Genomic DNA, 26788 nt, shown 5'->3' on the forward strand with positions numbered 1-26788 from the left:
AAAGTTTAACAACCAGAGCCCGAAACCTTAAACCTAAAACTTTAAACCTTTAAAGAATGAAGAGTTTATTAAACATCATAAAAGGAATAACATTTTCAGTCGCAATTCTTGCTGCCGTATCCTCTTGTATGGCGAGAAAAGAATATCACAGACCAGATCATGTTGTTGACGAAAAGCTGTACCGTACAGATATGCTTCCTGCTGACAGTACAAACATTTCTAATGTTTCCTGGAAAGAGATTTTTACAGATCCTATCCTTCAGAGGCATATTTCAAAGGCACTGGAAAACAACCTGGATATAAGAATTGCTTTACAGAGTATCAATTCTGCGGAAGCTTATTTAAAACAAAGTAAAGCAGCTTATGAACCGACAGTAACGGTTGGTCCCGGCTATACTTTCCAGACCCAGTCTTTGAATACACAAACCGGACAGTTATTCGGGCAAAGAAGATATATCAACCAGCTTGACATTACGGCAAGTATTGGTTTTGAAGCTGATCTTTGGGGAAAATTAAAAGCCCAGGAAAAAGCTCAGTTAGCTACTTATTTAGGAACAGTTGCCGCTCACAAAGCAGTAAAAAGTGATTTGATTGCTTCCATTGCTTCTGCTTATTATCAGTTATTGACTTTTGATGAGCAGAAAAAAATCATCACAGAAACTATTAAAGTCCGTGAGCAAAATTTAGAAACCACCAAAGCTTTAAAAGTTTCAGGAACCGTTACAGAAGTAGCAGTTCAGCAGAGTGAGGCTTTAGTGTATAATGCAAAATCCTTATTAATTGACATCGATACCCAGATTCAGCTGTTGGAAAATACAATGAGCTTATTGATGGGAGAACCTTCTCATTCAATTGAAAGATCATCTTTGGAAGCTCAAAATGTTCCGATTGATTTAAAATTGGGATATCCGGCTCAGTTGTTATCAAACAGACCGGACGTAATGAAAGCGGAATACAGCTTAATGAACGCTTTTGAGCTTACAAACGCTGCAAAAGCCCAGTTTTATCCTACTTTAAAAATTACAGGTAGCGGAGGTCTTCAGTCTATGGATATCGATCACCTGTTCAGTGTCAATTCTTTGTTTGCAAGTGTTGTAGCAGGTTTAGCACAGCCTATCTTAAACAAAAGAACAATCAAGACCAATTATGAAGTAAGCCTTGCCAATCAGGAAACTGCTTATCTGAATTTCAGAAAAACAGTTCTTACTGCAGGAAAAGAAGTTTCAGATGCAATCCGCGTGTTCTCAGTTCAGGATTCTTATATCGCACTGAAGCAGAAAGAACTGGATTCCTATAAAAAATCTGTAGATTACTCTCAGGAATTGGTGAACTATGGTATGGCCAATTATCTTGAAGTGTTAAATGCAAGTGTCAATTCATTAAATGCGGAATTGAACATTGCCAATGCAAAATACAGTAAAATGAAGGCTGGAGTAGAGCTTTACCAGGCTCTTGGAGGTGGTTGGAAATAAATTCTAATATTTAAGTAAGTAAAACGTGTATTGATGAACTTCAATGCACGTTTTTTATTTTAATTTAATCATAACTCAAAAAAAAATAACTCTCTCTGTCATTCTGAATGAAACAAAATGCAATGAAGTATCTCACTTTACTTTACTACACCATTTAAAACTTAAATTAATTTAAAAAACTCATTATCAATATATTAAATATAATTTTTCATCTTTATTTGTAAATATGTAGTTAACTACGTAGTTTTGTACATAAATAATTACAATGTTAGAAATCAAAACAATAAACAACACCTATTCAAAATCAGTTATAGACCTTGTTTTGAATATTCAGCAAAAAGAATTCAATGTTCCGATCACGATAGAAGATCAACCCGATCTTATGCAAATTGAAAATTTTTATCTAAACAGTGGCGGGAATTTCTGGGGAGCTTTTATTAATGATGAACTTGTGGGAACCATTGCATTGGTAAAGTTTGATGAAAATGCCGCTGCTATCCGAAAAATGTTTGTAAAAAAGGATTTCAGGGGAAAAGAACACAATATCGCTCAGCAACTATTAGAAACGCTCATTACTTACTGTCATGAAAATGGAATAGAAGAAGTATATTTGGGAACGGTATCGATACTCAAAGCTGCGCTACGTTTTTACGAACGGAATCACTTTAAAATCATTGACAAGGAAGACTTACCTGCAAAATTCCCTTTGATGAGTGCCGATAATGTATTTTGTTTCTTAGATCTAAAATCATAAACTATGAATGTCATTAATGAATCCGGAACCCTCGCTTTATCAACAAGACTGCAGCGCCTCAGTGAACAGTTGCGTAAGGACGGAGCTTTAATTTATAAAGAATTCGGAATCGATTTCGAACCCAAATGGTTTCCGGTGATCTTTACCCTGCATCATAAACAGACACTCAGCGTAGTAGAAATCGCTAACGAAATAGGCTATACCCATCCTTCCACCATCAGTCTTTTGAAAGAGCTTGAAAAACAGCAGATGATACAGTCCAAAAAAGATAAAACCGACGAACGAAAGCGCCTGATAGAAATTGCACCTAAAGGAATGGAACTCATAGAAAAAATGAAACCGGTCTGGGAAATTATCTCAAAAGTATTAGGTGAAATAGCTGATAATGAAAACCATTTACTCAAAGCTATCAATGAGGCGGAAGAAAAAATTACCCATCAATCTTTTTTGCAGCGGGTTTTACAGCTGAAGAACGCGGATAACAAATAATTTAGACAAAATAACTTCATAAAAAAAAGAGTTACAATTAATTGCAACTCTTTTGTGGAGAATACGGGGATCGAACCCGTCACCTTTAGACTGCCAGTCTAACGCTCTAGCCAGATGAGCTAATTCCCCAGTCCGTTTCGTGGTTGCAAAAATAGAAATTATTTCCAAAATTCAATCATTATTATAAATAATTTGTTAAATAGTTTTTCACAAAACTGATTATTATGAATTTGATTACAATATCAATTGAAATTAAATCTTTCTTTAATTACTGAAAAATAAACATTTCAAAAAGCCTAAGAAATTAAATTAAAATTATATATTTGCCAAATTCAAACTCAACAAGATTTATTTCATAAAACTTTTATTAAACTATGAAGAAACTTTTTTTACTCTTATTAACAGCTTTTTTATTTATCGGATGTAGTTCGGATGACGACAGCATTTATGATTTTATCGGGACTTGGCATGGAACATATGAAGGAAGTGATAAAGGAGTGTGGAATATTGTTGTAGCAAGTGATGGAAAAGTGACCGGAACAATGCATTCTGATGTGAATCAGGAAAATTACAATATTTCCGGAAATGTTAATTCTTCCGGAGATTTAAATGCTGCAGTGGGTCTTCCGTCTGACGGACAATTCAGAGGAAATCTTAACACTGATAAAAAAGGAAGTGGAAGTTGGGTAAATTCAGTTCCTACACCTGAAAGATCAGGAACATGGAGTGGCGAAAAAGATAAAAAATAAGATTTAAAAATATATAATAAAATCCGGAAAATTAATTTTTCCGGATTTTTTGTTTTTAAAGAAAAAAATGTTTTTAATCTGTTTAATTTAACAAATCCTCAATAATATGTAATGTACTAAATTTATATATTTGCAATACATCATTAAACAATCGGAAACGCATGAAATTGGGATTATTGGAAAATCATTTAAGAATAAAACAATTATCTGTTTTACTGATTGTATCATCAATTATCATTTCCTGTGGAAGTTCAAAAAGTGTTACTGAAAAGAATTCAAAAAATAAATCAGTAGCAAGAACCGAAAGCCTTCGAAAACTGGATTCCAAATTCAGCGGAAAAGTTTCCAAATCAATTAATGACATTTTAAGGGACGCAGAAAAGTATATGGGCACTCCATATAAATTCGGAGGAAATAATTCTTCTGGCTTCGATTGTTCCGGATTTACCGTAAAGGTATTCGAAGAAAACGATTTTAAACTTCCCAGAAGATCATCAGATCAGGCTTTAGCCGGAGAAAAAATAGATATTACATACGTAAAACCCGGAGATCTTTTATTTTTTGCAACAGGAGGAGGAAGCAGGGTCTCACACGTGGGTATCGTTCATGATATCGGAAGTGATGGCGAAGTGAAATTCATTCACGCCTCCACATCAAAAGGAGTGATCATCTCTTCGCTCAACGAAAAATACTGGAATAAGGCTTATCTTCATGCTCAAAGAGTCTTATAAATAAAGATTTTATAAAATTGATTTTTCCAATCATCACGTTTTCTATAAAGGTCAAAAACTGACGCAATAATCAAATTTTTGTAGCTCTTATGGTTCAGAATAAGATGAACTTTTTTGTATATTTGGCAAAATAATTTTAAAGTAGAAACATGTCGTTACAACAAACAATTGAAAATATCTGGGACAACAGAGAATTATTGCAGAATGAAGATAGCCAAAAGGCAATTAGAGAGGTTATTTCTTTGGTTGATAAAGGAGAGCTTCGTACAGCTGAACCTACAGAAAACGGATGGCAGGTAAATGAATGGGTGAAAAAAGCTGTCGTAATGTATTTCCCGATCCAGAAAATGGAAACTATTGAAGTAGGTCCGTTTGAATTTCACGACAAAATGCCTTTGAAAAGAAACTATGCTGAAAAAGGAGTAAGAGTTGTACCTCATGCGATTGCAAGAGAGGGAGCTTATATTGCTCCGGGAGTCATTATGATGCCTTCTTATGTAAATATCGGAGCTTATGTAGATTCAGGAACAATGGTTGATACTTGGGCTACTGTGGGAAGCTGTGCACAGATCGGTAAAAACGTACACTTAAGTGGTGGTGTTGGTATCGGTGGTGTTTTAGAACCGCTTCAGGCTGCACCGGTAATCATTGAAGACGATTGTTTCATCGGATCAAGATGTATCGTTGTTGAAGGAGTTCACGTAGAAAAAGAAGCTGTTTTGGGAGCCAATGTTGTATTAACCGCTTCAACTAAAATTATCGACGTTACAGGTCCGGAACCTATTGAAATTAAAGGAAGAGTTCCTGCACGTTCAGTAGTAATTCCTGGAAGTTATACAAAACAATATCCTGCAGGAGAATATCAGGTTCCTTGTGCTTTGATCATCGGTCAGAGAAAAGAATCTACAGATAAAAAAACATCTCTTAATGATGCATTGAGAGAAAACAACGTAGCAGTTTAAATTCATATCAAAACTATGGCCATTCCTAAACAGATCTTTCAGACCTTTAAAACCGATAAGCTCCCGTGGCTTACGAGGTTTCATATAAAAAGAATGCTTAAGAAAAATCCTGAATATCAGTATCATTTCTATGATGACAAAAGGATTACCGAATTCTTTAAAGATGAGTTTCCGCCTGAATATCTGAAAGCCTACAACAGGTTAACTATAGGTGCGGCTAAAGCAGATTTTTTCAGATATGCCATCCTGTACAAAAAAGGAGGAGTATATCTGGATATCGACAGTGGAATTAATATTCCTTTGCGAAAGCTGATTCGCGAAGATGATACTGCGTTAGTAACGGATGAAGATCCACCAACATATTATGTACAATGGGGTCTGGTGTATGAAGCCGGACACCCATTTTTACAGAGAACATTAGAGAATATACTGGACAATATTAAAAACAACCCATATCCTCATAATGTTCATAAAACAACTGGACCAACAGTGTACACAGACTCAATTAAAGAATGTCTTAAAGAAAATCCAAATATTCCGCACCGGTTTTTGGGACCTCATTACGACAACAAAATGCAGTTCAAATACAAGCTTGGTAAATTCTTCCTTTATAAAGACAAATCCGAACACTGGAAAAAGAAACAACTGACTCAAAACATCATAAGACCTGAGAATGAAGATAGCTTATGATGCAAAACGTTTCTTCCATAACACATCAGGATTAGGAAACTATTCCCGGGATCTCATTCGTATTTTGTCAAAATATTTTCCAGAAAACGAATATATTTTGCTGCATAAAAATAAATCGGATAGAGGGAAAGAAATTTTAGAAAATCCAAATGTTCACTTTGTCGAAACCTCGAAAGGAAATATGTCCCGCCAGTTCAAAATGGGGAAGGATGCACAGAAACAAAATGCAGATATTTTCCATGGATTGTCCGGTGAATTACCTTTGAAATGGGATAAAAAGCCAATCAAAAAAATCGTAACGATTCACGATCTTATTTTTATAAGATATCCGCAGTACTATTCCTTTTTTGATCAAAAAATCCATTTTTGGAAATTTAAAAAAGCAGCAAATACTGCCGATAAAATCATTGCCATTTCAGAACAGACGAAAAGAGATATTGTTCAGTTTTTAAAAGTTCCGGCCTCGAAGATCGAAGTGATTTATCAGGGTTGCCATAAAGCTTTTAAAGAACAGCAGTCCCAAGAATTTATTCAGGCTACAAAAGAAAAATTCGGCCTGCCTGAAAGATTTATTCTAAATGTAGGAACCATAGAAGATCGCAAGAATCTCCTAAATATCGTAAAAGCAATAAGCGGAACGAATATTCCATTGGTTGTAGTCGGAAAGAAAACAAAATATTTTCAGAAAGTAGCAGGTTTCATTCAGAAGAACAAAATGGAAAAGCAGATTCATTTTTTAGAAGGTGTTTCTATGGATGAATTGGCCGTTCTCTATAAATTAGCCGATATTTTTGTTTATCCAAGCTTTTTTGAAGGCTTCGGAATTCCTGTGATAGAAGCACTTTTCTCAAAAACGGTTACTGTTACAAGCAATACAAGCTGTCTTCCGGAAGCAGGAGGTCCAGATTCTGTGTATATTGAACCTAAAAATTATTTAGATATTCAGTCAAAAATAAAGTTTTTGTGGGAAAACGAATCCGAAAGAAAACGCCGCGCTGAAAAGAGTTTTGAGTTCGTTCAGAAGTTCAATGACGAACCTATTACCAACGAACTTATGAGTCTCTACAGAAAAATTATTTCTTAAAATTCTTGGAAGTTTAAAAATAAGTCCTACATTTGTACCACAAAATTTCAACAATGAAACCGAATTTTTTAACAGTACATCATTATCACCATCATATCTGCTAGACGGAATTGATTGAGATGTAATATGTTAAAAATCAAAATAATTAAAAACCGTCTGAGTAAATAGACGGTTTTTTTGTTTCTAAATTTATCCCGGGAAATTTTTTCAATTCAACCATTTTATTTGCTCAGACACAACAAAAGTGAAATGAGTACATTAAAAATAGCAATACAAAAAAGCGGACGACTTTACGAAGAATCTCTTCAGCTCCTCAAAGACTGTGGAATTTTCATCAACAATGGAAAAGACCAGCTCAAAGTTTCTGTAGATAATTTTCCGATGGAAATCATGTATCTAAGAAATTCAGATATTCCTCAATATCTGGAAGACGGAGTGGTGGACATTGCCATTGTCGGGGAAAACCTTTTAGTCGAAAAACAAAAGAATATTGAAATTATTCAGCCTCTGGGCTTCTCAAAATGTAGGGTTTCTTTAGCCATTCCAAAGGAAATTGAAACGGATGATCTCAATTATTTTCAAGGGAAAAAAATAGCTACATCTTATCCGAATACACTTAAAAACTTTCTTCAGAAAAATAATGTTTCAGCAGATATTCACGTTATTTCAGGCTCAGTCGAAATTGCCCCCAATATAGGTCTTGCCGATGGAATCTGTGATATTGTAAGCTCAGGAAGCACCTTATTCAAAAACGGTTTAAGAGAAACAATAACCCTCTTGAAATCTGAAGCTGTATTGGCAAAAACGTCACAGTTAAGCCCGGGAAAAATCATCATTTTGGAGAAATTCCTGTTCAGAATCAAGGCTGTTTTAAAAGCCAAAAACTCAAAGTACATTCTGATGAATGTCCCGAATGAAAAGATTGAACTCATTTCAAAAACACTTCCAGTACTTAAAAGTCCCACTGTAATTCCCTTAGCGGAAAAAGGCTGGAGCAGTATTCATTCGGTGATTGATGAAGAACGTTTTTGGGAAGTTATAGACGAACTTAAAGAAAAAGGAGCCCAAGATATTTTAATAATTCCAATCGATAAAATGGTAATTTAATATGAAAATTAACAAATATCCTCAAAAAGAAAGCTGGACTGAACTGGTAAAAAGACCAGCTTTACAAAAAGAGAAACTTTCGGAAATTATTGCCAATATTTTTAAAGAAGTCGAAAAGAATGGAGATGAGGCACTGCTTGATTTTAATAAAAAGTTTGATGGAGTTGAAATTAAAAATATCAAAGTTTCTGAAGAAGAGATAAAAAATGCTGAAAATTTCATCAGTATTGAATTAAAACAAGCTATTCAACAGGCAAAAGACAATATTACAAAATTTCATGCCTCACAAATTGTCACAGTAGAAAAAATTGAGACTACAAAAGAAGTAATCTGCTGGAGAGAAAACAGAGCAATTGAAAAAGTTGGAATTTATATTCCTGGAGGAACAGCACCACTATTTTCCACAGTTTTAATGCTTGCTATTCCTGCTCAGTTGGCAGGATGTAAAGAAATCATTCTATGTACTCCTCCTGATAAAAAAGGAAATATTAATCCGGCCATTTTATATACCGCGAAACTTTGCGGCGTGACTCAAGTGTTTAAAGTAGGCGGAGCACAAGCCATTGCAGCCATGACTTTAGGCACAAAAAGTATTCCCAATGTGTATAAAATCTTCGGACCGGGAAATCAATACGTTGTTGCAGCGAAAGAATTCGCCCAAAACTATAATATTGCTATTGACATGCCTGCAGGACCAAGCGAAGTTTTAGTGATTGCAGATGAAAAAGCAATTCCTGCATTCTGTGCTGCAGATCTGCTGTCTCAGGCCGAACACGGAAGTGACAGTCAGGTAATTTTTCTTACAACGGATGAAGAAATTTTTAACCGGACAATTAAAGAAACGGAAATCCAGCTTCAGAAGCTTCCCAGAAATGAATTCGCAAAAGAAGCGCTGAAAAACAGTCATTTTATTTTATTACAAACATTAGAGGATGCTATGGAATTCAGCAATCTATATGCTCCGGAACATTTGATTTTAGCTTTGGATGACTTTGAAAAATATATCCCGAAAATCCAAAATGCGGGTTCCGTTTTTCTTGGAAACTATTCCTGCGAAAGTGCCGGAGATTATGCAAGCGGAACCAATCACACGCTTCCTACCAACGGATTTGCAAAGAATTACAGCGGAGTTTCTTTAGACAGCTTTGTAAAGAAAATCACTTTTCAGAACCTGTCAAAAGAAGGTCTTCAGAATTTAGGGAAAACAATAGAGATCATGGCAGAAGCAGAAGGGCTGTTTGCCCACAAAAATGCAGTAAGTATAAGATTAAAAACAAGAAAATGAAAGAATTCAATATCAATAATTTAGTAAGAAAGAATATCCTGGAATTGCAGCCTTATGTAAGCTTTAGAGATACCAATGAATTTGAGAACCCAGTTTTACTGGATGCCAATGAAAGTCCGTTTGGTGAGATGAACCGTTATCCAGATTCCACTCAGAAGAAGTTAAAACAAAAACTTTCCGGGGTAAAGAATATATCACCGGATCAAATTGCAGTCGGAAACGGAAGTGATGAGTTGATCGATCTGATTATCAAGGTTTTTTGTGAGCCGAAAAATGACTCTATTTTAATGATGAATCCTTCGTTTGCTATGTATGGTTTTTATGCCTCTATCAATGAAAATAAAGTAATAAAACTAGATTTAAATGAAAATTTTGAGATTGTAAAAGATGATTTTCTTGCGATTTCAAATGATTTCAAAAGCAAGATTTTTTTCCTGTGTTCTCCGAATAATCCTACCGGAAATTCTATTGAAGACATTGAATTTTATATTCAAAACTTCAAAGGGATTGTAGTAGTGGACGAAGCGTATATAGAATTTTCCGGAAAAAAATCATGCATTGAATTACTCGACAAATATCCGAACCTGATTGTGCTTCAAACGTTTTCAAAAGCATGGGGAATGGCTGGAACAAGAGTTGGTATTGCTTATTCTTCCGAGAAAATAATCAGGCTGATTAATACAGTAAAAGCACCTTACAACGTCAATTCATTAAGTTTAAATAAAATAATTGAAATAATTAATAAACAAGAAATTGCAAAATCAAACCTAGAAAATACTTTAAATGAAATCTCCTGGCTGAAAAATGAATTCAGAGAAATAAAATGTATCAAAAAAGTGTATCCGACCGATGCCAATTTCTTTCTTATTGAATTTGAAAATGCAGAACAGGTCTACGCAAAACTATTGGAAAATAAAATTCTGACCAGCAAAAGAAGCCCGCAAATTTCGAATTCTATCAGAGTGAATGTGGGAAATCGGGAAGAGAACATTCAATTCATTCAGGTTTTAAAAAGTATTTAATCATGAAAAAAGTATTATTTATAGACCGCGACGGAACTTTGATTATAGAACCGCCAACAGATTTCCAGGTAGATTCCTTAGAAAAACTTGAATTCTATCCCGGTGTATTTCAAAATCTTTCAAAAATTGTGAAAGAACTTGATTTTGAACTCGTCATGGTAACCAATCAGGATGGTTTGGGAACGGAGAGTTTTCCTTATGAAAATTTTATACAACCTCATGAAAAGACGCTCAAAGCATTTAAAAATGAAGGAATTATTTTTAATGATATTCTGATCGATACAAGCTTTGAAAACGAAAATTTACCTACCAGAAAGCCCGGAATCGGAATGTTGGGAAAATACATTTACGGAAATTATGATCTCGAAAATTCTTTTGTGATCGGAGATCGGTTAACAGACATTCAGTTAGCCCAAAATTTAAGTTCAAAAGCAATTTTCATTAGTAAGGACCAGAATGAAAATGCAGCATTAACGACTGAAAGCTGGAGTGAAATTTACCAATATTTAAAACAGATTCCACGAAGATCTAAAATTTCCAGAAAAACCAATGAAACCGATATTGAAATTGAAGTTAATCTTGATGGAAGCGGAAATTCTGAAATCTCAACGGGTTTACATTTTTTTGATCATATGTTGGAACAGATTTCTAAACACGGCAATTTAGACCTGAAAATTAAAGTAAATGGAGATTTACAGGTGGATGAGCACCACACGATTGAAGATACAGGAATTGTTTTAGGAGAAGCCATTTTAAAAGCTTTAGGAAAGAAAAAAGGAATAGAGCGATATGGTTTCCTGCTTCCGATGGACGATTGTTTGGCACAAGTTGCTCTTGATTTCGGAGGCCGTTCCTGGCTAATTTGGAAAGCCTATTTCAAACGCGAAAAGATCGGAGATGTTCCCACTGAAATGTTTGAGCATTTCTTCAAATCTTTCACAGATTCTGCTAAATGCAATTTAAATATTCAAGTAGAAGGAGAAAATGAACACCACAAGATTGAATCTATTTTTAAAGCCTTTGCGAAAGCAACCAAAATGGCAGTCAATCAATCTGATCAGAATTTTAATTTACCGTCAACAAAAGGAAGCTTATGATAGCGATTATAAAATACAATGGCGGGAACGTCAATTCTGTACAGAATGCCTTGGAAAGATTGGGAGCAGAATCAATCATTACGGATGATTTTGATTTGATCAAAAAGGCAGATAAAGTAATTTTTCCGGGAGTCGGAGAAGCGTCGTCTACAATGAGCAATTTAAAGGAAAAAGGATTGGATCAGTTAATTCCGACATTAAAACAGCCTGTTTTGGGAATTTGTTTAGGGATGCAATTGATGTGTAAAAACAATGAAGAAGGCAGCACGGTAGGAATGGGAATTTTTGATATCAACGTAAAGAGGTTTCCGGCGAAAGATATTGTTCCGCATATGGGATGGAATACAATTTCAGATTTCAAATCAACCATTTTTTCCGGAGCTGAAGAGGAAAGCGATGTCTATTTTGTTCACAGTTATTATTGCGAACTCTCGGAAAATACAACTTCTGTTTGTGATTATATTCTGCCGTTCAGTGCGTCTCTGCAAAAAGATAATTTTTATGCGATGCAGTTTCATCCTGAAAAATCAGGAAAAATTGGAAATCAACTATTAGAAAACTTTTTAAAACTTTAGTTATGAAAATTATTCCTGCCATTGATATTATCGAAGGAAAATGTGTCCGTCTGTCAAAAGGAGATTACGGAACTAAAAAAATATACAATGAAAATCCGGTTGAAGTAGCGAAAGAATTTGAAAATTTTGGAATAAAATATCTTCATCTGGTCGATTTAGATGGTGCCAAATCCAAACATATTGTCAATCAGAAAGTATTGAAAAATATTGCGAGAGAAACTTCTCTGGAAATAGATTTTGGAGGTGGATTAAAAACCTTGAAGGATATTGAGATTGCTTTTGATTCAGGAGCGAAACAAATCACCATAGGAAGCGTTGCTGTCCAAAATCCTGAGTTTTGTTTCGATTTAATCAAAAAATATGGTGCAGAAAAAATTATTCTTGGTGCAGACTGTGAAAATAGAAAGATCAAAACTTCAGGCTGGCTGGAAGAAAGTGATCAGGATGTTATTTATTTTATTTTCCAGTATCAGAAAAAAGGAATAAAAAATGTGATATGCACAGATATTTCAAAGGACGGAATGCTGGAAGGAGCTTCAACAGATTTATATAAGGATATTTTAAACCAAACCTCAGTCCAATTAGTGGCAAGTGGTGGAATTTCCTGCATGGAAGATGTTTATGAGATGAAAGAAATCGGCTGTTCCGGAGCAATTATCGGAAAAGCGATTTATGAAGGAAGAATTGAATTGAAAGAACTGCAGAAATTGATTGAAAATGCTTAAAAAGAGAATTATTCCCTGTTTGGATATCAAAGACGGAACGACGGTAAAAGGAATTAACTTTGAAGATCTGAGAAATGCCGGAAATCCAATTGAACTGGCAAAAAAATACGAATATGAAGGAGCCGATGAGTTGGTTTTTCTGGACATTACAGCCACCATTGAAGAACGAAAAACTTTTATTGAATTGGTAAAAGAGATTGCTCAGGAAATCAGTATCCCTTTTACCGTAGGTGGTGGAATTTCAGCGATTGAAGATGTCAGAAAGCTACTGGAAGCCGGAGCCGATAAAATAAGCATCAATTCTTCCGCAGTGAAAAACCCAAAGCTGATCTCTCATTTAGCCGAAGAATTTGGAAGACAATGCATTGTTGTTGCCATTGATACCAAGTTTGTTAATGGTTCTGATTGGGTTCATGTGAAAGGCGGACGAGAAATTACGGATTTAGGAACGTTGGATTGGGCGAGAAAAGCAGAAGAACTGGGAGCCGGAGAAATTCTTTTGACTTCTATGGATGGAGACGGAACCAAAAATGGTTTTGATATAAAAATTACAAAATTGGTCTCCGAAAACGTAAATATTCCGGTAATTGCTTCCGGTGGAGCTGGAAAAATTGAAGATTTCGAGAACGTTTTTACTCAAACAAAAGCGACAGGAGGTTTGGCAGCAAGTATTTTCCATTTTGGAGAAATAAAAATTCAGGATTTAAAAAATGAATTAAAATCTAAAAAAATTGCAGTACGATGAACATTAATTTTAATAAGGGAGAAGGTTTAATTCCAGTTATTATCCAGGATGACAGAACATTGCAGGTTCTTATGTTGGGATACATGAATGAAGAAGCTTTTGAAAAAACAAAAAACGAAGGAATAGTGACCTTTTTCAGCCGTTCAAAAAACAGGCTTTGGACGAAAGGGGAAGAATCCGGCAATTTTTTAACGGTAAAAAGTATTGAAATGGATTGTGACAATGATACAGTTTTAATTAAAACCATTCCAAAAAATGTAGCCTGTCATACCGGAAGTTTCAGTTGTTTTGGAGATAAAAATGCTAAAGGTTTTCTCTATGAACTTGAAGAAAAAATTAACCAGAGAATTGAAGAAAAAATTGAAGACTCTTACACATACTCATTATTTCAAAGAGGAATCAATAAAATAGCCCAAAAAGTAGGAGAGGAAGCTGTAGAATTGGTAATAGAAGCCAAAGACAATAATGATCATCTGTTTAAAAATGAAGCCGCAGATTTACTTTATCATTATTTGATTTTATTAAAAGCCAAAAATATGAGTTTAGAAAATATTGAAGAAATTTTGATGATTCGTAATAAATAAATCGTATTTTTATTTTTAATTAAAAACGAAAACCATGTCAGAAAACGAAAAAAAGGAAAATCCTCAGTTACCTAAAAATGAGGAAGAAAATTTAACCGCACTTTCTCAGAAAGGAGGAACGCGCGGAGGAAAGAATCCCATTAATGAAGCTTCAAAAAGCGGTACTACGGGAGGATAAAAATAAAGAGCCAATTATATTAATTGGCTCTTATTTTTTATAGATGATAATCTTATTTAATTAAGAACTTTCTCACCGCAGTTTTACCTTCTGATTTAATGATTCCTAAATAAGCCCCTCTCTTCAACATCGAAACATTCACTTTTGTTTCGTTTTCTGTTTTCAGCAAAGACCTTCCTGACAAATCCGTAATTTCAAAATTAAAATTCCTGATATCCTTAGGAAGTTCAATATTGAGAATATCTTTTGCAGGATTAGGATACATCCTAACTCCATCAAGTCTGTTGATTGTAATATCGGATGTTCCCAACGTTGTACTGGCGATTGCAAAATGCTGAAGTGCACCCACCGAAGCTTTTCCTACATTAAAAACATAAGTAGGATCTACATTGGCAAATGTATCATTTGCGGTATGCTCATTGTAGCTTCTTGTTGTTTCATAAAAGCCGGTAATGATGTCTCCTTTTCCCTCAAAAGGCATATAATCTGAAGAATAAGCATTTGACATATTTACTTGAAGTGGTGAATATAATGTGGTACAGTTTGCCAGCTGTTGCGTCATTGCTAAAGACGGGGCATTATTTCCGGTCTGTCCGCTCTGATCGCTTTCACAATTAATTGTATTGTTTGTATTTCCTATTTTGCCGCCTACCTGATCAATATTAAATATTACGCGTAAATCCAGCTGACGAACATTATTCTGGAATACTACATTATTTACATAGTGTGTACTTCCTACCAAACCTTGCTCTTCCCCTGAAAAATGAATAAATTTAATAGAATATTCCGTAGGAACATCTTTTAAAATTCTTGCAGCTTCTAATATGATAGAAGTTCCACTTCCGTTATCACTTACCCCAGGACCTACGATTGTATCGTAATGACCGCAGATAATGACATACGTATTGGGATATAAAGTTCCTGTTTTGGTAATAATAAGGTTTTTGGATATTGAGCTTCCATAAGTAAAAGAATCTTCCGTAATCTGGCTTGTAGTATAACCAAACGACTGGTATTTTGCTTTCAACCAATTCAAGGCATCAGTATTCGCTGTAGAACCCGTAGTTTTCACTCCTAAATTGCCAAACTCCTGTAAAAGAGTCGTAACATTCGTTTGGGAAACCTGGTTGGCTCTTGTTTGATAAGCCTGAATAAAACTTTGTGCCTTACTGCAAAATCCGACAACTGATAAAAATAGGAGAGTACTGATCTTTTTCACTGGAAATCCTCGATTTTAAACTTTATTAATAAAGGACAAATGTAAATAATAAAAAAATCCCGAGCAAAAAACCCGGGATTTATATTGATAACAAAAATTTTACATTATTTTACTTGATCTACAACTGCTTTGAAAGCTTCAGGGTGATTCATTGCTAAATCTGCTAAAACTTTTCTGTTAAGCTCAATGTTGTTCTTTTTAAGAGCTCCCATAAATTGAGAGTAAGACATTCCGTGTACTCTAGCTCCCGCGTTGATACGAGTGATCCAAAGTGCTCTGAAGTTTCTTTTCTTCTCTTTTCTACCACGGTAAGCATATTGCATTGCTTTTTCTACCGCGTTTTTAGCTACAGTCCAAACGTTCTTTCTTCTACCGAAAAAACCTTTAGCTTGCTTAAAAATTTTCTTTCTGCGTGCTCTTGAAGCTACGGCATTTACTGATCTTGGCATAATTTAAATTGTTTTTTTGAAATGTGCGGCAAACTGTTTCATTGCACTTAGCTGCTCCATTTCAGGGTTAAATTGTTGAATTTGTTTGAATTCTTATAAACCGAATATAGATTTATAAAAACTACTTAATGGCTAGTTGACGTTGAACGCTTTTCTCATCCACTTTAGCTACGTAAGAAGTAGTAGTAAGATTTCTCTTCTGCTTAGTTTCTTTCTTAGTTAAGATGTGGCTTTTGTAAGCATTTTTTCTTTTGATCTTACCTGTACCAGTAAGAGCAAAACGCTTTTTAGCACCTGATTTCGTTTTTAATTTTGGCATTGTTTTGCTTTTTATTGTTTTGTTATCAATATCTGTATTGGCTATTCCTAAATAGATTAGGAATAATAGTCTGCAAAATTAAGAAAAAAAAACGAGACTTGAAAAGAAAATTTCCAACCGGAATTAATCTCAGCAGTAACATACAAAAGCTTTTTGATGATTAAATAAAAAACTACAATCGGTATCTCCAATTGTAGTTTTCTTTTAAATATATTGACAAAATTAAGACTGGATGAACTCCAATAAGTCTTTATTAATTGTTTCGTGCTCCGTAGTTGGCATTCCGTGAGGGAATCCCGGATACGTAATCAACTTTCCGTTTTTCAAAAGTTTTGCTGATTTGATAGCAGAATTTTCGATGGGTACGATCTGATCATCTTCTCCGTGAAGTACCAGAACCGGAATATCCACAGCTTTCAGATCTTCGGTAAAATCAGTTTCAGAAAATGCTTTGATTCCGTCATAATGAGCCACGATTCCGCCCATCATTCCCTGTCTCCACCAGTTTCTCTGTACACCCTCTTTTACATTAGCGCCTTCTCTGTTGTATCCGTAGAAAGGGAACGTCAAGTCAATATAAAATTGGTTTCTGTTGTTCAAAGTTTGCTCTCTGATGCCGTCGAAAACTTCCATCGGAACTCCGTCTGGATTCGTTTCACTTTTAACCATAATTGGAGGAACAGCGCTGATCAAAACAGCTTTTTTAGCTCTTCCGTTAGCATATTTGTTAACATAACGGATTACTTCACCACCTCCTGTAGAATGTCCGATATGGATAACATCTTTCAGATCTAAAAATTCAACCAGTTCTGCTGCATCAGAAGCATATTGTTCGATCGTGTGGTTATAAATATTCTGGCTTGATCTTCCGTGACCTCTTCTGTCGTGAGAAATCACTCTGTAACCTCTCTGTAAAAAGAAAATTACCTGCGCATCCCAATCATCTGAAGATAAAGGCCATCCGTGGTGAAACATCAATACTGGTCCTGCTCCTTGGTCTTTGTAAAAAATCTCTGTTCCGTCTTTTAATTTTAGTGTGCTCATGTTTTGCTGTTTAATTTGTTATTCTTTGGTTTAAATAATTTTTTGTTTCTTATTTCTAAAACAAATGTATAGCAAAAATTTTATCAAAATATTGATTTATGATAAATTTTAATACATAATTAATAAGTATTATCAATTTATACAAAATAGTAATCAATTTTTAATAATTTATTGAGTTATGTTAATAAAAAATTATTTTTAAAATTTAATAGCATAAAAAACAAAAACCTCAAATTACTTTGAGGTTTTAATTATTGTAATCAGATCTTCATGATCTGGCTGTAGATTATTTAGCCGGCTTTTTAGGACTCATCATCATAATCATTCTTTTTCCTTCAAGCTTAGGAAGCTGGTCTACTTTTCCAACGTGCTCCAGTTCCTGAGCAAGTTTTAGAAGTAAGATCTCTCCCTGATCTTTAAAGATAATAGAACGGCCTTTAAAAAATACGTAGGTTTTTAATTTTGAACCTTCTTCAAGGAATTTTTCAGCATGCTTCTTCTTGAATTCGTAATCGTGCTCATCAGTCTGAGGTCCGAAACGGATTTCTTTTACTACAACTTTTACCTGCTTGGCTTTTAGTTCCTTTTGCTTTTTCTTTTGCTCATATAAGAATTTTTTGTATTCTAATATTCTTGCAATAAACGGTTCTGCCTTATCGGAAATTACTACTAAATCCAATTCTTGTTCTGCAGCAATCTGTCTTGCTTTGTCGATTGGGTAGATTCCCGGCTCTACGTTATCGCCCACTAAACGAAGCTCTCTCACACGAATTTTATCGTTGATCAAGTGAGCGTCCTCTTGTACCGGACGTCTCTGTGGGCCCCTGTTGTTAAATCTTTGTGCTATTGTATTATAATTTTATTGGTTAATCTTCTATTTTTTATCAATCATTCTGAACAAAATTAATTTTTAAATTTTCTAGAATGATATTTTTTTGATTTAAGCATTAAACTCAAATCCTGTTTTTGATGCTTCTTTAAAATAAGTAACAAAATCTTCAATCTTCATTACTCCTAAATCACCTTCACCACGTCTTCTTACAGAAATTGTGCCATCATTTTCTTCATTTTCTCCCACTACAATCATAAATGGAATCTTTTTCAATTCTGCATCACGGATCTTTTTACCCGTTTTCTCGTTTCTGTCATCAATTAATCCGCTAATATCGTGATTTTCCAGTAATTGAGAAACTTTTTTAGCATAATCTACATATTTCTCACTGATTGGTAAAATAATGAACTGATCCGGAGCCAGCCACAATGGGAAATCTCCCGCTGTATTTTCAATCAGGATCGCAATAAATCTTTCCATAGAACCGAATGGTGCTCTGTGAATCATTACCGGTCTGTGCTTTTCTCCATCATTTCCAGTATACCAAAGATCGAATCTCTCCGGTAGGTTATAATCCACCTGAATAGTTCCTAGCTGCCATTTTCTTCCTAGCGCATCTTTTACCATGAAATCCAGTTTAGGACCATAGAATGCCGCTTCACCATATTCAGTAACTGTATTCAAGCCTTTTTCAGTTGCAGCCGTTACGATTGCATTTTCAGCTTTTTCCCAGTTTTCATCGGTTCCGATATATTTTTCTTTGTTATTTGGATCTCTTAATGAAATCTGAGCCGTAAAATCAGCAAACCCTAATGAACCAAAAACATAAAGAACTAAATCGATCGTTTTCTTAAATTCATCCATCAACTGATCAGGAGTACAAAACAAATGTGCATCATCCTGAGTAAATCCACGAACTCTCGTTAAGCCGTGAAGCTCACCACTTTGCTCATATCTGTAAACAGTTCCAAATTCAGCGTATCTTTTAGGTAAATCTCTATAGCTCCATTGCGAAGTTTTATAAATTTCACAGTGATGCGGACAGTTCATTGGCTTCAGCATGAATTCTTCTCCTTCATTCGGAGTTTTAATAGGCTGGAAACTGTCTGCTCCATATTTATCCCAGTGTCCTGAAGTTACATATAATTCTTTTGCTCCGATGTGCGGAGAAATAACGAACTCATAGCCTGCTTTTTTCTGAGCTTCAGAAAGGAAGTTTTCTAATTTCTTTCTTAAAGCAGCTCCTTTTGGCAACCATAAAGGCAATCCCTGACCCACTTTTTCAGAAAAAGCAAAAATCCCCAGTTCTTTACCTAATTTTCTGTGATCTCTTTTCTTAGCTTCTTCTAAAAGCTCAAGATATTCTGTTAAATCTTTCTGTTTCGGGAAAGAAATACCATATACTCTCGTTAATTGAGGGTTATTTTCGTTTCCTCTCCAATATGCTCCGGCAGCATTTAAAATCTTCATTGCCTTCACAATGCTTGTATTCGGAATGTGTCCTCCACGGCAAAGATCTGTGAAATCATCGTGAGTTACAAAAGTGATTTCTCCATCATTCAGGTTTGAAATCAATTCCACCTTATAAGGATTATCCGCATATACTTTTAATGCTTCCTCTTTAGAAACAGGGTATAATGAGAACGTTGAGCCTTTTTTAGCATTTTCCAATACTTTTTTCTCAATCTTCTCAAAATCTTTATCTGATAAAGTTTCGTCACCGAAATCTACATCATAATAGAATCCTTTTTCGATTGCAGGACCAATAGTCAGCTTAGCATTAGGATAAAACTCAAGGATAGCCTGCGCCAAAAGGTGGGCAGAAGAATGCCAGAAAGCTTTCTTTCCAAGATCATCATTCCAGGTTAACAATTGTACCGTAGCATCCGTGGTGATAGGCGTGGTTGTCTCTACTTGTTTGTCGTTTACAACTGCGGAAATGGTATTTCTAGCCAATCCCTCGCTTATAGATTTTGCCACATCTAGCGGAGTAACTCCTGCCTCGAATTCTCTGACACTATTGTCTGGAAGTGTAATTTTTATCATTGTTTACTAAGAAATTTTAAGATGCAAAAATACGCATTTTTTAGTTAAAATACTATATTCGCATGTACTTAAACCCAGAATTAATATTAAATAATGAAAAAAATATTTTCAGTCTTTACAATTACTATTTCCATATTCAGGTTTTCATAGAAAAACACTTCAAAATTTTCAATCGGTTATAACGAAAATGTTGAAACTTCAGCGATTTCGTTCCGCAATTACTAAAAGCGTTTGAAAACAGTAGTATCGAATTCATTAATTCTGAACTGGCAAAAGCAAAAGAATAATTTCAAACTGTATTTTTCAGAAGAAATTTAGTAATATTGATGTTTAAAAGCTATCCTTATGACCATCAAAAACTTAGTAATAAATATCATTATTTTAGTCGTGATTGTTTTGATCATTAAGATTATTGTGAAATTTTTCAATATTAATATAAATGACAATCTTTTGATCGTAGTATTTACAATAAGTTTTGTAATATTCAGTTTATTGTATTGCAGATCAAAAAAATTGTAATATAATTTTAGCGAAAAAAGATTACTCAATGTAATCCTTTACTTTTTAAGATTAATAAAATAGTGTATTAGACTGTTCTTAGAAAACTGTCAGTGCCGCCTTTTATATCTTACTTTTTCCTTAATAATTTCAATCACATCCACATTTCTTACTCTAGATTTTACCCAACCGTGAATATCTATATAAAACAAAGATCTACGATAATATTCATTCTCAGCAAAGACCTCTAACTTTTTATCAAAATCTTTAAAGGAATTCAATTGCTTGTCCGGGGTTAAATTATTCAGGTTTTTAAAAAATTTAATTCCCTCAAAATGAAATTCATCAGGTTTTTTCATTTTTTTAGCAAATTTTAAGGTCGCTTTTATAAACTCATCATAATCTTCATCATTTCCAGATTCATATTTGGCCATTAAAATCAAAATTCTGGTATGGAACAGTAAATCTTCCTGTACATTTCCCTTAGATTCAATCACTCTTAGAGAATATTTCACAGTCTCTTTAAATTTTTTACTTCCAAAGAACATAGCCGCCATTTTCAGATAAAGAATCATGAAATGATGCTCATCAATTTTATCACGAAAACGCTCCATTTTAAGCTCAATTTCCGGGATCAGTTTAGAGCCTGAAAAGAATTCACCTTTCACAAAATGAATGTTCATCAAAGTATTATAATACGTCAGAAATACAAGCGATTGTATATTTTCATTTTGAGCAAAACTTGAAGAAGATACCTTTTCATTAAATTCTTTAAAACTGTCCTCAAGAATATCAATATTTCCATAGAGAAAAAGAATTTTCAAGAGGTAAGTATTTCCTTTAACATACCAGACCGGATGGCTGATTATCATTTCAGGATTTTTATGAAACAGATCCACCCATTGATAGGCATATTTCAAGGTATACTTATAGTCCTGAAGAAGTTGGTTTTTCCAGACATGTGCTTTGAAATACCATAATTTTTCGGTGAAATTCAGTTTTTCAAAAGTAATTTTCTGAATTTGAGCATCAAATATATTCATAATTTCTGCCCGGTCTTCATCATTTTTCACATAACCATGCGTCAGCATTTCACTGTATAATTTCAATGAAAGATTAGACAATTCTGTGGCATAATGATTTTGCTTGCTGATTTCCGTAGACTGCCGGATCAGTTCCTCTGCACGCCCTTCAATACTTCTCGTAATGAATTGTGATTCAATTACCTTCTCTAAATTTATTATTTCCGAAGCAATACTTTTTTCGTCTAATTCTAAAGCGGACTGTTTCGTTTTATCCAAGATTTTCAAAGCCTGTTTGTAGAGCCCTTTCTGATATAAAATATTTGCAAAATCAAGCTGTTCGCGGAGTTGTATCCTATAATTCTGATGGCTCGGATTCATTCTTAAACTCACCAGAATCTGCTTATAAAGATGAGCTTTCAGATTGGACAGCTGTTGTTTCGTTGAAATTTTCTTGTCTATAATAATATTTTCATCATATTCATTCATCTTATCGATTTCTGAAAACAGGAGTAGAAACTTTGCATCTACATTAATTCCGAGACGGTTTACATAGAGCTTAAATTGCCTTTTTTCGGAGGTTGTTAATGACTTAATCAATACAAATAAAAAATCTTTCTGCAATTCTGCCATTGTAAATTTATAGAATTTAAAATATTGATAATCAAAAAATTAAAATAAAAAATTCATGTTTTGACTATTGTAATTTTTATAAAAATTGAAAACCAAAAACCTTTTCAACTTTCTAGTTTTGAATCAAAATTAAGTAAAAACTTCATTATGAATTCCGAAAAAGTCGAAATTTTTGATACCACACTGCGTGATGGAGAGCAGGTTCCGGGGTGTAAATTAAATACCGAACAGAAATTAATGATCGCCGAAAAACTGGATGGGCTTGGAGTAGATGTTATTGAAGCTGGTTTCCCGATTTCCAGTCCAGGAGATTTTCATTCCGTTTCGGAGATTTCAAAACTGGTAAAAAATGCAAAGGTCTGTGGACTGACAAGAGCCAATCAGAAAGATATCGATGCAGCAGCTGAAGCTTTAAAATATGCTAAAAGACCAAGAATACATACAGGAATCGGAACCTCCGATTCTCATATTAAGTTCAAATTCAACTCCAACAGAGAAGATATTATTGAAAGGGCAGTCCAGGCTGTAAAATATGCCAAAACGTATGTAGAAGATGTGGAATTCTATGCTGAAGACGCAGGAAGAACAGACAATGAATATTTGGCAAAAGTTTGTGAAGCTGTTATCAAAGCAGGAGCAACAGTGCTGAATATTCCAGATACAACAGGGTATTGTTTACCTGAAGAATATGGAGAAAAAATAAAATTTTTGAGAGAAAATGTAAACGGCATTGACAAAGCTATTCTGTCTTGTCACTGTCACAACGATTTAGGAATGGCAACCGCCAATTCTATTGCAGGAATTGTAAACGGTGCCCGACAAATCGAATGTACGATCAACGGACTTGGTGAAAGAGCCGGAAATACGGCCTTGGAAGAGGTAGTAATGATCCTTAGACAGCATCCACATTTAAAATTATATACTGATGTTCAGTCCAAAATGCTCAATCCTATGAGCGTTTTGGTTTCTGAATTGATGGGAATGCCGGTTCAGCCTAATAAAGCAATTGTTGGTGCGAATGCTTTTGCCCACAGCTCGGGAATTCATCAGGATGGTGTGATTAAAAACAGGGAAACTTATGAAATCATAGATCCTGAAGAAGTAGGCGTAAATACTTCAACTATTGTACTGACAGCAAGAAGCGGACGTTCCGCACTAGCTTACAGATTCAAACATATTGGTTTTGAGGTGACCAAAAATGAACTTGATTTTTTATATCAGGAATTTTTAAAAGTTGCCGATATGAAAAAAGAGGTTAATAATGATGATTTAAGTTCAATCATCGAAAAAGCAACGAGAAAAATAGGGTAGACTTATTGATGTAAATAAAATGAATAACGATAAAAAGACACTTTTTGATAAAGTTTGGGATGCTCATGTTGTAGAAACTATTCCAAACGGGCCACAAATCATCTATATTGACAAACACCTGATTCACGAGGTAACGAGTCCACAGGCTTTTGCAGAACTGAAATCCAGAAATCTTGAGATTTTCAGACCCAAGCAAATTGTAGCCACAGCCGATCACAATGTCCCGACATTAGATCAGGATCAACCCATTCGTGATGAATCATCAAGAAATCAGGTAGAACAGTTAACAGAAAATTGCAGGAAAAACAATATTGAATTATACGGATTAGGCCATCCTTATCAAGGCATTGTTCATATCATCGCTCCTGAATTGGGAGTTACACAGCCAGGAATGAGCATTGTTTGTGGCGACAGTCATACTTCAACCCATGGTGCTTTCGGTTCGATTGCTTTTGGCATCGGGACCAGTCAGGTAGCACAGGTTTTTGCCAGCCAATGTTTACTGCTGAACAAACCAAAATCAATGAGAATTACCGTAAATGGTAAGCTCAATAAAAATGTTCAACCGAAAGACGTGATTTTATATATCATTTCAAAAGTCGGAACCGATGGTGGAACGGGATATTTCTGTGAATATGCCGGAAACGTTTTCGAAGAAATGTCGATGGAAGGCAGAATGACAGTCTGCAATATGAGCATTGAAATGGGAGCCAGAGGAGGAATGATTGCTCCTGATGAAACTACATTTGAATATGTAAAAGGCAGAACTTTTGCGCCAAAAGGAGAGGAGTGGGAAGAAAAATTAGAATACTGGAAAACCTTGAAAACAGATGATAGAGCTGTTTTTGACGCCGAATTTTCTTTTGATGCTGCTGAAATTTATCCCATGATAACCTACGGAACCCATCCGGGAATGGGAATTTCAATTCATCAAAATATTCCGGATCCACAGAATGAATCTGAAGAAAAAGCTCTGAAGTATATGGGACTAAAAGCAGGTCAAGCGCTTTCCGACATTAAAGTAAACTACGTTTTCATCGGAAGCTGTACCAATGCAAGAATAGAGGATTTCCGTTCAGCAGCGAATTATATCAAAGGAAAAAATAAATCGGAGCATGTTCAGGCTTTGATCGTTCCAGGTTCTCAACAGGTTGTAAAACAGATTTTTGAAGAAGGTTTAGATAAAATTTTCAACGAAGCCGGTTTTCAGATCAGACAACCGGGATGTTCAGCGTGCTTAGCCATGAATGATGATAAAATTCCGGAAGGGGAATACTGCGTTTCCACTTCCAACAGAAATTTCGAAGGCAGACAAGGACAGGGGGCCAGAACAATTTTAGCAAGTCCTTTAACCGCTGCAAAGGTAGCTATTGAAGGGAGAATATCCATCTTTGAAAATTTAAACTAAACACATTACAATTATTTGATTTCAGATACCATGCAAAAATTAGTCATTATCAAATCCCGCGCAATTCCTTTGCCGGTAGAAAATATAGATACAGACCAGATTATCCCTGCCAGATTTTTAAAAAGTATTGATAAAAACGGTTTTGGCAATAATCTTTTCAGAGACTGGAGATACAACGTTCATACGAATGAGCCCAACTCAGATTTTGTCCTGAATAATCCAAAATACAGCGGTGAAATCCTTGTTGCAGGAAATAATTTCGGTTGTGGAAGCAGCCGTGAACACGCAGCCTGGTCTTTAACGGATTATGGTTTCAAAGTCGTTGTTTCAAGTTTTTTTGCAGATATTTTTAAAGGAAATGCATTAAACAACGGATTATTGCCTGTAAAAGTTTCCGAAGAATTTTTGAAAGAAATCATGAACAGCATCACAGAAAATCCTGAAAAAGAAATTTTGGTAGATGTTGAAAAACAGACAATCACTTTCAATGATAAAACAGAAAGCTTTGAAATTGACTCTTATAAAAAAATATGCCTGATAAATGGTTATGATGATATTGATTTTTTAATCAGCAGAAAACAGGCTATTCATGAATTTGAATTAAAAACACAAAAAGTATATGAAAACTGATTTTAAAATTGCTGTTCTTCCGGGAGACGGAATTGGACCTGAAGTAGTACATGAAAGTATTAAAATTTTAGAGGCTATCGAAGAAGCTTTCCACTATAAATTTGAATTTAAGTACGGATTGGTAGGAGCAGAAGCCATTTTTAAAACAGGAAATCCTTTACCGGATGAGACTTTAGCAATCTGTAAAGAATCTGATGCTGTACTTTTTGGTGCTATCGGAGATCCGTCTTTTGATAATAATCCCGATGCGAAAGTACGTCCTGAACAGGGTTTATTGAAGCTTCGTAAAGAATTAGGGCTTTTTGCCAATATAAGACCATTGAAAACGTATCATTCTTTAATTGAAAAAAGCCCTTTGAAAAAAGAAATTATTGAAGGTACAGATATCCAGATTTTCAGAGAGTTGGTGAGCGGAATTTATTTTGGTGAAAAATTCACTGATGAAGAAGCAGGCTATGCTTATGATATCTGTAAGTACAACCGTGATGAAATCGCCCCAATCGTTCACATGGCTTTTCAGGAGGCGCAAAAACGCAGAAAAAAATTAACCTTGATTGACAAAGCGAATGTATTGGATACTTCCAGATTATGGCGAAAAGTATGCAAAGAAATTGCTGGAGAATATCCTGATGTGAAACTTGATTTTATGTTTGTAGATAATGCAGCAATGCAGTTAATTTTAAATCCAAAACAGTTTGATGTGATCGTTACAGAAAATATGTTTGGAGATATTATTTCTGATGAAGCGAGTGTAATTGGCGGTTCTATCGGATTGCTTCCATCTGCTTCCATTGGTCATGAAAACGCAATGTTTGAGCCTATTCATGGTTCTTATCCGCAAGCTAAAGGAAAGGGAATTGCCAATCCGGTTGCTTCAATTTTGAGCACAGCAATGATGCTTGATCATTTAAAACTGGATGCTGCCGCAGAGAAATTAAGAGAATCTGTAGAGCATGCCATAGAAAATAAATATGTTACGATAGATCTCAATACTGAACAGCCTTATTCTACCAGTGAAGTCGGAAGCTTTATCGTAGATTATATTAAATATTCTGAGAAATATTATAATGTTGAAAATGTTAAGATCGGAAAATCAACAATTGTATAGAAAATGACGAATCAATTCTG

Annotated in this window: 28 protein-coding genes and 1 tRNA gene; 21 read left to right on the plus strand and 8 right to left on the minus strand. The window is 34.8% G+C overall.

Features of this window, described 5'->3' with window-relative positions; all coding sequences use genetic code 11:
- Positions 1–56: 56 nt before the first annotated feature.
- The 3 genes from P0Y62_04090 to P0Y62_04100 all read left to right on the plus strand — a co-directional run bounded on the left by P0Y62_04090 (position 57) and on the right by P0Y62_04100 (position 2715).
- Entirely contained in the window at positions 57–1472 is a 1416-nt protein-coding gene (locus P0Y62_04090; GenBank protein ID WEK70739.1) for a TolC family protein, read from the plus strand.
- Positions 1473–1737: 265 nt separating this feature from the next.
- On the plus strand, positions 1738–2226 hold the full coding sequence (locus P0Y62_04095; GenBank protein ID WEK70740.1) for a GNAT family N-acetyltransferase: 489 nt from the start codon (positions 1738–1740) through the stop codon (positions 2224–2226).
- Positions 2227–2229: 3 nt separating this feature from the next.
- Positions 2230–2715 carry a MarR family transcriptional regulator gene (locus P0Y62_04100; GenBank protein ID WEK70741.1) on the plus strand — a complete coding sequence of 162 codons (486 nt, stop codon included), beginning with the start codon at positions 2230–2232 and terminating at the stop codon, positions 2713–2715.
- 55 nt (positions 2716–2770) lie between these two features.
- On the opposite strand, the gene P0Y62_04105 is transcribed toward P0Y62_04100, so the two are convergent.
- Positions 2771–2844: transfer RNA gene (locus P0Y62_04105), tRNA-Ala, on the minus strand.
- A 245-nt stretch (positions 2845–3089) separates the two neighbouring features.
- On the opposite strand from P0Y62_04105, the gene P0Y62_04110 reads away from it, so the two are divergent.
- The 14 genes from P0Y62_04110 to P0Y62_04175 all read left to right on the plus strand — a co-directional run bounded on the left by P0Y62_04110 (position 3090) and on the right by P0Y62_04175 (position 14249).
- Positions 3090–3464, plus strand: a complete 375-nt coding sequence (locus P0Y62_04110) for a hypothetical protein (GenBank protein WEK70742.1) — start codon at positions 3090–3092, stop codon at positions 3462–3464.
- 161 nt (positions 3465–3625) lie between these two features.
- Positions 3626–4195: a C40 family peptidase gene (locus P0Y62_04115; GenBank protein WEK70743.1), complete on the plus strand. Its 570-nt coding sequence runs from the start codon at positions 3626–3628 to the stop codon at positions 4193–4195.
- A 149-nt stretch (positions 4196–4344) separates the two neighbouring features.
- Positions 4345–5157: a 2,3,4,5-tetrahydropyridine-2,6-dicarboxylate N-succinyltransferase gene (locus tag P0Y62_04120; GenBank protein ID WEK70744.1), complete on the plus strand. Its 813-nt coding sequence runs from the start codon at positions 4345–4347 to the stop codon at positions 5155–5157.
- 15 nt (positions 5158–5172) lie between these two features.
- On the plus strand, positions 5173–5847 hold the full coding sequence (locus P0Y62_04125) for a glycosyltransferase (protein ID WEK70745.1): 675 nt from the start codon (positions 5173–5175) through the stop codon (positions 5845–5847).
- Positions 5831–6931: a glycosyltransferase family 1 protein gene (locus P0Y62_04130; GenBank protein ID WEK70746.1), complete on the plus strand. Its 1101-nt coding sequence runs from the start codon at positions 5831–5833 to the stop codon at positions 6929–6931. Before P0Y62_04125 ends, P0Y62_04130 begins: the two co-directional genes overlap by 17 nt.
- A 249-nt stretch (positions 6932–7180) precedes the next feature.
- Entirely contained in the window at positions 7181–8038 is an 858-nt protein-coding gene (gene hisG / locus P0Y62_04135) for an ATP phosphoribosyltransferase (GenBank protein ID WEK70747.1), read from the plus strand.
- 1 nt (position 8039) lies between these two features.
- Positions 8040–9323 (plus strand): histidinol dehydrogenase, encoded by a 1284-nt coding sequence (gene hisD, locus P0Y62_04140; protein ID WEK70748.1) that lies wholly within the window; start codon positions 8040–8042, stop codon positions 9321–9323.
- Entirely contained in the window at positions 9320–10345 is a 1026-nt protein-coding gene (gene hisC / locus P0Y62_04145) for a histidinol-phosphate transaminase (protein ID WEK70749.1), read from the plus strand. The genes hisD and hisC overlap by 4 nt, the downstream gene beginning before the upstream one ends.
- 2 nt (positions 10346–10347) lie before the next feature.
- Positions 10348–11442, plus strand: a complete 1095-nt coding sequence (hisB, locus tag P0Y62_04150; GenBank protein ID WEK70750.1) for a bifunctional histidinol-phosphatase/imidazoleglycerol-phosphate dehydratase HisB — start codon at positions 10348–10350, stop codon at positions 11440–11442.
- Positions 11439–12017 (plus strand): imidazole glycerol phosphate synthase subunit HisH, encoded by a 579-nt coding sequence (gene hisH / locus P0Y62_04155; GenBank protein WEK70751.1) that lies wholly within the window; start codon positions 11439–11441, stop codon positions 12015–12017. The genes hisB and hisH overlap by 4 nt, the downstream gene beginning before the upstream one ends.
- Before the next feature lie 2 nt (positions 12018–12019).
- Positions 12020–12742, plus strand: coding sequence for a 1-(5-phosphoribosyl)-5-[(5-phosphoribosylamino)methylideneamino]imidazole-4-carboxamide isomerase (gene hisA, locus P0Y62_04160; GenBank protein WEK70752.1), 723 nt, complete (start codon positions 12020–12022; stop codon positions 12740–12742).
- A complete protein-coding gene (gene hisF / locus P0Y62_04165) occupies positions 12735–13487 on the plus strand; it encodes an imidazole glycerol phosphate synthase subunit HisF (GenBank protein WEK70753.1) in 753 nt (250 codons plus the stop codon). The genes hisA and hisF overlap by 8 nt, the downstream gene beginning before the upstream one ends.
- A complete protein-coding gene (gene hisIE / locus P0Y62_04170) occupies positions 13484–14071 on the plus strand; it encodes a bifunctional phosphoribosyl-AMP cyclohydrolase/phosphoribosyl-ATP diphosphatase HisIE (protein WEK70754.1) in 588 nt (195 codons plus the stop codon). The genes hisF and hisIE overlap by 4 nt, the downstream gene beginning before the upstream one ends.
- Before the next feature lie 34 nt (positions 14072–14105).
- The gene (locus P0Y62_04175) at positions 14106–14249 is read left to right on the plus strand and encodes a hypothetical protein (protein WEK70755.1); all 144 of its coding nucleotides are present in this window, start codon (positions 14106–14108) and stop codon (positions 14247–14249) included.
- 52 nt (positions 14250–14301) lie between these two features.
- Here the strand turns inward: P0Y62_04175 and P0Y62_04180 are convergent, their stop codons facing one another.
- From P0Y62_04180 to P0Y62_04210, 7 genes are all read right to left on the minus strand, one after another.
- Positions 14302–15468 (minus strand): M28 family peptidase, encoded by a 1167-nt coding sequence (locus P0Y62_04180; GenBank protein ID WEK70756.1) that lies wholly within the window; start codon positions 15466–15468, stop codon positions 14302–14304.
- 104 nt (positions 15469–15572) lie between these two features.
- The gene (rplT, locus tag P0Y62_04185) at positions 15573–15917 is read right to left on the minus strand and encodes a 50S ribosomal protein L20 (GenBank protein ID WEK70757.1); all 345 of its coding nucleotides are present in this window, start codon (positions 15915–15917) and stop codon (positions 15573–15575) included.
- Positions 15918–16038: 121 nt separating this feature from the next.
- The gene (rpmI, locus tag P0Y62_04190; protein WEK70758.1) at positions 16039–16236 is read right to left on the minus strand and encodes a 50S ribosomal protein L35; all 198 of its coding nucleotides are present in this window, start codon (positions 16234–16236) and stop codon (positions 16039–16041) included.
- Between the two features lie 222 nt (positions 16237–16458).
- The gene (locus P0Y62_04195) at positions 16459–17280 is read right to left on the minus strand and encodes an alpha/beta hydrolase (GenBank protein WEK70759.1); all 822 of its coding nucleotides are present in this window, start codon (positions 17278–17280) and stop codon (positions 16459–16461) included.
- Positions 17281–17566: 286 nt separating this feature from the next.
- Positions 17567–18067, minus strand: coding sequence for a translation initiation factor IF-3 (infC, locus tag P0Y62_04200; GenBank protein ID WEK70760.1), 501 nt, complete (start codon positions 18065–18067; stop codon positions 17567–17569).
- A gap of 153 nt (positions 18068–18220) precedes the next feature.
- On the minus strand, positions 18221–20158 hold the full coding sequence (thrS, locus tag P0Y62_04205) for a threonine--tRNA ligase (protein ID WEK70761.1): 1938 nt from the start codon (positions 20156–20158) through the stop codon (positions 18221–18223).
- 608 nt (positions 20159–20766) lie between these two features.
- Positions 20767–22311, minus strand: a complete 1545-nt coding sequence (locus P0Y62_04210; protein ID WEK70762.1) for a hypothetical protein — start codon at positions 22309–22311, stop codon at positions 20767–20769.
- A gap of 147 nt (positions 22312–22458) precedes the next feature.
- On the opposite strand from P0Y62_04210, the gene P0Y62_04215 reads away from it, so the two are divergent.
- From P0Y62_04215 to leuB, 4 genes are read left to right on the plus strand one after another with little or no spacing between them, the layout of a single operon-like run.
- Positions 22459–23622 carry a 2-isopropylmalate synthase gene (locus P0Y62_04215; GenBank protein ID WEK70763.1) on the plus strand — a complete coding sequence of 388 codons (1164 nt, stop codon included), beginning with the start codon at positions 22459–22461 and terminating at the stop codon, positions 23620–23622.
- Positions 23623–23641: 19 nt separating this feature from the next.
- On the plus strand, positions 23642–25030 hold the full coding sequence (gene leuC, locus P0Y62_04220) for a 3-isopropylmalate dehydratase large subunit (GenBank protein WEK70764.1): 1389 nt from the start codon (positions 23642–23644) through the stop codon (positions 25028–25030).
- 30 nt (positions 25031–25060) lie between these two features.
- Positions 25061–25660, plus strand: coding sequence for a 3-isopropylmalate dehydratase small subunit (leuD, locus tag P0Y62_04225; protein ID WEK70765.1), 600 nt, complete (start codon positions 25061–25063; stop codon positions 25658–25660).
- Positions 25650–26768, plus strand: a complete 1119-nt coding sequence (gene leuB / locus P0Y62_04230; GenBank protein WEK70766.1) for a 3-isopropylmalate dehydrogenase — start codon at positions 25650–25652, stop codon at positions 26766–26768. Before leuD ends, leuB begins: the two co-directional genes overlap by 11 nt.
- The last annotated feature ends 20 nt before the right edge of the window (positions 26769–26788 follow it).

This window comes from Candidatus Chryseobacterium colombiense (assembly GCA_029203185.1).
GTDB classification, from domain to species: domain Bacteria; phylum Bacteroidota; class Bacteroidia; order Flavobacteriales; family Weeksellaceae; genus Chryseobacterium; species Chryseobacterium colombiense.

Coding starts and splice junctions, on each gene's coding strand:
- P0Y62_04090 (WEK70739.1), top strand. CDS start 57: ATGAAGAGTTTATTAAACATCATAAAAGGAATAACATTTTCAGTCGCA.
- P0Y62_04095 (WEK70740.1), top strand. CDS start 1,738: ATGTTAGAAATCAAAACAATAAACAACACCTATTCAAAATCAGTTATA.
- P0Y62_04100 (WEK70741.1), top strand. CDS start 2,230: ATGAATGTCATTAATGAATCCGGAACCCTCGCTTTATCAACAAGACTG.
- P0Y62_04110 (WEK70742.1), top strand. CDS start 3,090: ATGAAGAAACTTTTTTTACTCTTATTAACAGCTTTTTTATTTATCGGA.
- P0Y62_04115 (WEK70743.1), top strand. CDS start 3,626: ATGAAATTGGGATTATTGGAAAATCATTTAAGAATAAAACAATTATCT.
- P0Y62_04120 (WEK70744.1), top strand. CDS start 4,345: ATGTCGTTACAACAAACAATTGAAAATATCTGGGACAACAGAGAATTA.
- P0Y62_04125 (WEK70745.1), top strand. CDS start 5,173: ATGGCCATTCCTAAACAGATCTTTCAGACCTTTAAAACCGATAAGCTC.
- P0Y62_04130 (WEK70746.1), top strand. CDS start 5,831: ATGAAGATAGCTTATGATGCAAAACGTTTCTTCCATAACACATCAGGA.
- hisG (WEK70747.1), top strand. CDS start 7,181: ATGAGTACATTAAAAATAGCAATACAAAAAAGCGGACGACTTTACGAA.
- hisD (WEK70748.1), top strand. CDS start 8,040: ATGAAAATTAACAAATATCCTCAAAAAGAAAGCTGGACTGAACTGGTA.
- hisC (WEK70749.1), top strand. CDS start 9,320: ATGAAAGAATTCAATATCAATAATTTAGTAAGAAAGAATATCCTGGAA.
- hisB (WEK70750.1), top strand. CDS start 10,348: ATGAAAAAAGTATTATTTATAGACCGCGACGGAACTTTGATTATAGAA.
- hisH (WEK70751.1), top strand. CDS start 11,439: ATGATAGCGATTATAAAATACAATGGCGGGAACGTCAATTCTGTACAG.
- hisA (WEK70752.1), top strand. CDS start 12,020: ATGAAAATTATTCCTGCCATTGATATTATCGAAGGAAAATGTGTCCGT.
- hisF (WEK70753.1), top strand. CDS start 12,735: ATGCTTAAAAAGAGAATTATTCCCTGTTTGGATATCAAAGACGGAACG.
- hisIE (WEK70754.1), top strand. CDS start 13,484: ATGAACATTAATTTTAATAAGGGAGAAGGTTTAATTCCAGTTATTATC.
- P0Y62_04175 (WEK70755.1), top strand. CDS start 14,106: ATGTCAGAAAACGAAAAAAAGGAAAATCCTCAGTTACCTAAAAATGAG.
- rplT (WEK70757.1), bottom strand. CDS start 15,917: ATGCCAAGATCAGTAAATGCCGTAGCTTCAAGAGCACGCAGAAAGAAA.
- rpmI (WEK70758.1), bottom strand. CDS start 16,236: ATGCCAAAATTAAAAACGAAATCAGGTGCTAAAAAGCGTTTTGCTCTT.
- P0Y62_04195 (WEK70759.1), bottom strand. CDS start 17,280: ATGAGCACACTAAAATTAAAAGACGGAACAGAGATTTTTTACAAAGAC.
- thrS (WEK70761.1), bottom strand. CDS start 20,158: ATGATAAAAATTACACTTCCAGACAATAGTGTCAGAGAATTCGAGGCA.
- P0Y62_04210 (WEK70762.1), bottom strand. CDS start 22,311: ATGGCAGAATTGCAGAAAGATTTTTTATTTGTATTGATTAAGTCATTA.
- P0Y62_04215 (WEK70763.1), top strand. CDS start 22,459: ATGAATTCCGAAAAAGTCGAAATTTTTGATACCACACTGCGTGATGGA.
- leuC (WEK70764.1), top strand. CDS start 23,642: ATGAATAACGATAAAAAGACACTTTTTGATAAAGTTTGGGATGCTCAT.
- leuD (WEK70765.1), top strand. CDS start 25,061: ATGCAAAAATTAGTCATTATCAAATCCCGCGCAATTCCTTTGCCGGTA.
- leuB (WEK70766.1), top strand. CDS start 25,650: ATGAAAACTGATTTTAAAATTGCTGTTCTTCCGGGAGACGGAATTGGA.